Source organism: Geitlerinema sp. CS-897 (assembly GCF_028368005.1).
Classification (GTDB): domain Bacteria; phylum Cyanobacteriota; class Cyanobacteriia; order Cyanobacteriales; family Geitlerinemataceae; genus Baaleninema; species Baaleninema simplex.
The window spans coordinates 1-6,386 of record NZ_JAQNCQ010000325.1 but is presented as its reverse complement, the minus strand read 5'-3'; the positions used below and the strand labels follow the sequence as shown (position 1 = coordinate 6,386).

General features: G+C 47.3%; 8 protein-coding genes and 2 pseudogenes. 4 read left to right on the top strand and 6 right to left on the bottom strand.

The features are described from left to right. The 3 genes and pseudogenes from POG22_RS20935 to POG22_RS20925 form a co-directional block, all read right to left on the bottom strand. The coding region (locus tag POG22_RS20935; RefSeq protein ID WP_498907012.1) for a helix-turn-helix domain-containing protein at positions 1-146 on the bottom strand (146 nt) is incomplete at its 3' end. A 118-nt stretch (positions 147-264) separates the two neighbouring features. Next, positions 265-480 (bottom strand): annotated as a pseudogene (locus POG22_RS20930) (pyridoxal-phosphate dependent enzyme); the annotation flags it as partial. A 142-nt stretch (positions 481-622) separates the two neighbouring features. Next, the gene (locus POG22_RS20925; protein WP_158413141.1) at positions 623-793 is read right to left on the bottom strand and encodes a hypothetical protein; all 171 of its coding nucleotides are present in this window, start codon (positions 791-793) and stop codon (positions 623-625) included. Positions 794-1,016: 223 nt separating this feature from the next. Between POG22_RS20925 and POG22_RS20920 the strand changes: the two genes are divergently transcribed. The 4 genes from POG22_RS20920 to POG22_RS20905 all read left to right on the top strand — a co-directional run bounded on the left by POG22_RS20920 (position 1,017) and on the right by POG22_RS20905 (position 4,599). Next, on the top strand, positions 1,017-2,099 hold the full coding sequence (locus tag POG22_RS20920; RefSeq protein WP_498907011.1) for a mechanosensitive ion channel family protein: 1,083 nt from the start codon (positions 1,017-1,019) through the stop codon (positions 2,097-2,099). Positions 2,100-2,266: 167 nt separating this feature from the next. Then, positions 2,267-3,142, top strand: a complete 876-nt coding sequence (locus tag POG22_RS20915) for a tetratricopeptide repeat protein (RefSeq protein ID WP_498907010.1) — start codon at positions 2,267-2,269, stop codon at positions 3,140-3,142. A gap of 73 nt (positions 3,143-3,215) precedes the next feature. Next, positions 3,216-3,635 (top strand): aspartyl protease family protein, encoded by a 420-nt coding sequence (locus POG22_RS20910; RefSeq protein ID WP_017658705.1) that lies wholly within the window; start codon positions 3,216-3,218, stop codon positions 3,633-3,635. Positions 3,636-3,639: 4 nt separating this feature from the next. Next, complete coding sequence (locus POG22_RS20905; protein ID WP_498907009.1) at positions 3,640-4,599, top strand: acetamidase/formamidase family protein; 960 nt, start codon at positions 3,640-3,642, stop codon at positions 4,597-4,599. A gap of 131 nt (positions 4,600-4,730) precedes the next feature. On the opposite strand, the gene POG22_RS20900 is transcribed toward POG22_RS20905, so the two are convergent. From POG22_RS20900 to POG22_RS20890, 3 genes and pseudogenes are all read right to left on the bottom strand, one after another. Next, complete coding sequence (locus POG22_RS20900; RefSeq protein WP_498907008.1) at positions 4,731-5,411, bottom strand: Crp/Fnr family transcriptional regulator; 681 nt, start codon at positions 5,409-5,411, stop codon at positions 4,731-4,733. Between the two features lie 33 nt (positions 5,412-5,444). Continuing rightward, positions 5,445-6,257, bottom strand: coding sequence for a GGDEF domain-containing protein (locus tag POG22_RS20895; RefSeq protein WP_498907007.1), 813 nt, complete (start codon positions 6,255-6,257; stop codon positions 5,445-5,447). Continuing rightward, positions 6,254-6,386 (bottom strand): annotated as a pseudogene (locus POG22_RS20890) (IS30 family transposase); the annotation flags it as partial. The gene POG22_RS20895 and the pseudogene POG22_RS20890, both read right to left, overlap by 4 nt.

Sequence of the window (6,386 nt, the reverse complement as noted above, 5' to 3'; positions counted from 1 at the left end):
ACAGGAGACTTGCGAGACTTTAGCCAGTCTTTGCGTTCCCGCAGCGCAAAGTTCCAGACATGGCGGCACACATCAAGAATGTGTTCGATCTCTGAAACTTGTTCGGCAGTCGGTTCGAGTTTGAATTCCCACGTCAGGTTCAGCATACCTACACTATAACAAAAAGTTGTGTAGATTGTGAATTTTCGCGGCATCGAGCCGCTCAATCCACGCGCCCTACACCACCAGCCAAATCAGAGATTATGGCGCTCAGTACTGAGCTGTTCTTGATAGGGCGTTGTACGCCCCGCGAAATTTAAAAGACCCCGTGCGCTGGAAGTTCTCGCATTTGAAGAAAACGCGAGCGCCGACTCGTCTGTCTACCGTTCGAGAGGTGAAGACGGGGGTGCGGTGGGCGATGCCGTTTAATCGTTCGGCCGCCCCCGCAATGTCGGCAAAAGCGACGGGGTCAGAGGTATCGGAACGATCGCTCACATTCATCTGTTTTCAATTGAGATGCGAACGAGGGAGGTCGATCGCGATCGAGCAATGCGATCGAACCGGCGTCAGTATTCGTGTTCAGAGATAGGTTCAAACGTTGCGTGACGTCGAGAACGAAGCGTACACGCCATAGACAACGCGATCAAGTGATTTCTAAATTCCGTTCGATTTGAACTAAAACGTCAAAAAATAAGTCAACTGCTGCGGTGAGATAGTGCTTGATTTTCACAGTGTGAGGTTTCTCTGTAAATTCGACCGGCGTGCCTTGGATTGACAACGTAGATGTCAGTTTCCGATCTTTTGTCGTAGTCATGGTTTTTCGTCTTTTACTTGACTTTTAACCGAATGGCTCTTTCTACTATATCATACATCATGTATATTATGTACTAACAATGTATTCGCATTGTATGCGATCGCGATTCGACAACGCTAGAATCTAGGCTGGATATGGGTTTTAGCCTAGCGAAAGACATCGATCGCTCTGCGTTCGCAAGTCTTCAGTGTTAAAATTTCATGACATTCAAGAAAAAGTCACTATGCCAGACAAATTCTTTCAACTGCAATTTCTAGGAAATCAAGTTTCCGATTATCTCATTGCCGTCGGAATTGTCGTCCTCGGATTTATCGTCGTTCAAATCGTGCGATCGCTCGTTATTAAAAGTTTGAGGAAATGGGTTCAACAAACTGCCAGCGATCTCGATAATTCTTTCCTTAAAATTGTCGAAAGAGCGTTAGTTCCCGTTCTCTACCTCGGCGTATTTTATTTAGCGATCGCCAACCTCAATTTACATCCAATTCTCGATCGCGCCGTCGATGTCGTTTGTACGATTCTGTTTACGATTATCGTCATTCGAGCGATCGTCGCCCTCATTGAATACGTCTTAATCCTATATGGGATCGGGGCAAACAACCCGAATATCGAGCCAACTCTCAGCTCGCTTCTCCCTGCAATTCGCGTTGTCGTCTGGGCGATCGGACTGATTTTCCTCCTCGACAACCTGCAATTTGATGTGTCCGCAGTGGTCGCGAGTTTGGGAATTGGGGGGATCGCTGTCGCCTTAGCCTCCCAAGGGTTGTTGCAAGATCTGTTTAGCTACTTCTCCATTTTGCTCGATCGCCCCTTCGAGATCGGCGACTTCATCGTCGTGGGTGACTTCGTGGGAACTGTCGAACACGTGGGGATCAAAACCACACATATGAAGAGTTTGAGCGGCGAACGGCTAGTTCTCTCCAATACCGATCTGACCGGATCGCGGATTCGCAACTACAAACATATGCAAACGCGACGCATCGTCTTCAACCTCGGCGTGACTTACGAAACGGGACTCGACAAACTCGAGGAAATCCCGACGCTTCTTCAAACGATCGTCGAAGCCACCGAAAACGTGACCTTCGATCGCGCACACTTCTTGTCCTACGGAGATTTCAGCCTCAACTACGAAGTCGTCTACTACGTCGATAGCAGCGATTACAACCAATATATGGACGCCCAGCAGCAGATGAATTTCGAGATCAAACGCACCTTCGACGCCCGCAATATCGATATTGCTTATCCGACTCAGGTTATTTACTATAATCAAGCGATGCCGGTCGATGGAGCGACGGCGAACGCCAATTAAATCTCGCCTTCAACTTTAGATTGTTTTTAGATTTCGAGGGAAGACCCCCGGTTTCTCTGATGAAGCCGGGGTTTTGTGGATTTTGGAGTTGTGCGAGTCTCGGGAAACCTCCCAGGAGGCGATCGCGACGATCTACCATCGAAGCAAAACCACCTGCGATCGCTCCCATGAAACGATACTTCGGGAATCTCATTTTCCTCAGTAGTTTGGTGTTGACAAATCTCGTCGTCGCCAGCGATGTGTCTCTCACCGACACCGTCGAAGACTACCTGCGAGGAAGCCAACATCACCAACAGGGAAATTTTCTCGAGGCGATCGAGGCTTTTACCGCCGCGATTCGCCGAGATCCCACTTATGCAGAAGCCTATGTCTATCGAGGATTTGTTTTGTATCAGCAGGGAGATATCGAGGCGGCGTTTTCCGATTTCTCACAAGCGATCGCTCTCAATTCCGAAGATCCCGTTCCTTACGTTTATCGTGGCTTAATTCGCCACGAGCATCGCGACGAATCTCTCGAAGCCTTAGTCGATCTGACCGAAGCGATTCAACTCGACTCTAACTATTTTGAAGCTTATCTAATTCGCGGCGATATTCAACGAGAGTTGGGAAACAATTCGGGAGCGATCGCCGATTACAATCGAACATTACAACTCGACAGTGCGAATTTTAACGCTTATTTTGGCTTAGGGTTAGTTCGTTCAAAAATGGGAGATTTACAAGGAGCGATCGAGGCGTATACTCGAGCGATCGCTCTCGATTCTGGTGATGCTCTTACTTATTTCAATCGCGGTACAGCTTATGCTGAATTCAATAAATTTAGAGAAGCCTTATCGGATTTTACAACAGCCATAGAACTCGACGACACTTACGCCGATGCGTATTTCAATCGCGGCGCAATTTTAAATAACGAATTTCAAGAACGCGAACGAGCGATCGCAGACTTTGAAAGGGCTGCAAGACTTTATCGAGAGCAGGAAAAACTAGAAAAATACGAACATACTCTAGAACAAATCGGTGCGATCGACGATTGGAGAGAAATCTAAAATAAAATCGCAGATTTTCAGCAAAAAATTCTCCAAAGAGGTTAAAATGATTAGAATTCTAGATCGAGGAACAATGGGGCAAGTTACCACAACTGTAACAATTGTCAATCGTCTCGACCAAGGTAAAGCAGAGGATGGCTTAATTCCTGAAGATCGAGTGAGAGCGATAACCTTAAACGACGTCTTAGTCGATACCGGTGCAACGACCCTCTGTTTACCTCCTGATGCGATCGCCGCCTTGGGTTTAAAACTTCTCCGAGAAGTCGCCGTTCAAACCGCAACCGGACTCGAAACTGCTCGTATTTTTCAAGATGCGAAAATTTCAGTTCTCGGACGAGAAGGAACCTTCGACTGTTTAGAACTTCCCGGCGGACGCGATCCCTTACTCGGCGTCATTCCCCTCGAAGCCTTGGGAATCGAACTGGACTTACAAAAACAGCAGTTAATACGACTTCCGACGGGGCCCGATCGCAGCTACATGACCATTTATTAAAACAATGGCAAAACATCACCTCAACGCCACCTGTGAAACCGTTCACGTGGGGGGATTTTCACCCCATCTTCCCCCCGCCTTAACCGTCGAATCTGGCGACGCGATCGCCGTCGAAACCTACACCGGATTTTACCTGTGCGATAATGCTCCCGAGGCGTTCGTTCCTCCCGAACTCGCCGAAATTCGCAAAAATCTCCCCCAAAATCGCATCGTCAGCAGCGGTTCTCATCTCCTCACGGGGCCCGTCGCCGTTCGGGGTGCAAAACCGGGAGACGTTCTCGAAGTTCGTCTCAACGCCATCGAACCGAGTCTTCGAGTGGGATTTAACGCCGTTCGTCGAACTTGGGGAGTTCTTCCCGAACGCTTCAGTCAGTCGCGAGTGGACTTCGTGGAGTTGGATTTAGAACGCCGAACCGCTGAATTTCCCCGAGATTCCAACATCCAAATTCCCCTGACACCGTTTTTCGGAATTCTCGGCGTCGCCACAGACACAGTACGTTCCTCGATTCCTCCTGGGGAGTATGGGGGAAATATCGACGACAAACTCTTACAAGCGGGTTCGCGACTGTTTCTTCCCGTCTTCGTTCCCGAGGCGATGTTCTCCATCGGCGACGGACATGGGGCCCAGGGAGATGGAGAAGTGAACGTGACGGCGATCGAAACCTCGATGCGAGGGGAGATCGAACTGCATTTACACCGTAACTTGTCTCTGACTGCACCGCTGGCGGAAACGCCGGAGGAGTGGGTGGTGATGGGGTTTGGCGAAACCCTCGATAAAGCGTTAGAAGACGCCGTGACGCAAGCGATCGCCATTTTGGAACGATTTCTCGGATTGAGTCCCGACGACGCCTATGTTTTGTGCAGTTTGGCGGTGGATTTCCAAATCGTTCAAGCGGTGAACCGTCCCCGTAAAGGCGTTCGCGGTCGATTACCGAAGTCGATTTTTGCGATCGCACTTCCATAGCAACTCTAAGTCAGTTGTTTGACAAAATCGGGACAAAAAGGGAACAGGGAATCGGGAATCGGGAACGGGGAATCGGGAACTTTTCTGATGTTTTAAGTTTTGACGACTCATTTGGAACTGCTATATAACCTTCAGCTCGGCTTTTCTCCCGACGCCAACCGTTCCAAACGGGAGCGATCGCGCAACGTGACTTCGGCACCTTCAACAGCGATAATGTCTTCTTGAGCTAGTTTCGCAAAAGCTCGCGAGAGGGTTTCGGGAATCGTCCCCAAAAACGCCGCCAACTGACCTTTCGTCACGTCTAATTTCACCACATCGGCGTTGTCCGAGCGATCGCTCAACTTCAACAAATACGCCGCCAAGCGACTGGGGACTTCCTTAAACGACAGATTGTCGATGAGTTTGGCGAAACGGCGTAAATGTCGCGACAACGCCGCCAGCAAGTTCAACGCCAACGTGGGATGCTTTTGAACCAACTCGACGATCGAATCTTTGGGGAAAAACAGCAGTTCCGTTTTTTCCACCGCAGACGCCGAGGCGGGGTAGTCTCCGCCATCGAAGGCTGGAACTTCTGCAAAGCGTTCCCCATCCTCAAACCAGTGTAAAATCTGCTCTTTCCCGTCGGGAGAAGTTTTGAACACCTTGACTCGTCCCGATTTTACGATAAAAAAGCCTTTGCACTCGTCTCCCTCGAAAAAAATCGGTTCGCCTTTGCGATACTTCTGAGGTCGAGCGATTTTAGCCATCCATTCTACGTGTTCCGGGGGAAGTCCTTCAAACAATCCCGTTTCAAAAATCCTACGATCGTCCATTAGATTCGCCTTAAGTTAGTTTGACCTATGTGACTAATCTGCACAACTCATATTATCATTAACATCATCTTTCATATTAGCGTTTGAAGTGCTGGCCGTAATGGCAATTACAGCCTTGTTTCGTCCCATTTTTTTTGCACGATACAAGGCTTTGTCAACTGCAATTATTAAATCCTTAACCGTTTGAGCGTGTTGCCGAAACGTTCCCACTCCTAAACTAATTGTATGAGCGATCGTGCCATTTGCTGAAGGATTGTTGGCCACGCATTGCCTGAGTCGTTCGGCGATCGCAAAGGCGTTTTGACAATCTGTATTGGGTAAGAGGATTAAAAACTCTTCTCCACCCCAACGGCTCAAGAAATCTCCTTCTCTCAAATGACATTCGAGTAATTTTGAAATATGTTTGAGGACAATATCCCCACTATCATGTCCGTAAGTATCGTTAATTTGCTTGAAGCGATCGATATCCAATAAAATTAAAGAAAAAATTGTATCGTCTTGAATAAAGCGCTCTTCTTCTTGACTTAAATAGCTGTTCATAGCTCTTCGGTTGAAGGTTTGTGTTAAAAAATCAAGGTTTGCGCGACTTTCTAAATCTCCGTACAAACGCTGAATAACCATCATCATAAAACCAGAATTTCGTAAGTGATCGGTCACGAACATCAAAAAAAATGTAGTAACATTAACAACATTAGAATGAAATAAATGCCGAACATCGAAAAAAGGAATAACGATCGCTCTAAAAAACAAAAACAAAGAATCTATTATCAAAATAAATGCTGTAAAATATGCTGTTTTTGAAAAACTTTTTTGATGACTTAAAAACAAATAGATGCGCCAATTCAAGTTTGAAATGCAACGGTCTCCGATCCCTGACTATAAAATACCTCAGAAGGGGTTCGATAGTCAAGAGATTTTCGAGGACGATCGTTGAGTAAATCTACTGCTTTTTTTACCGCATCCGGTGACAAGATT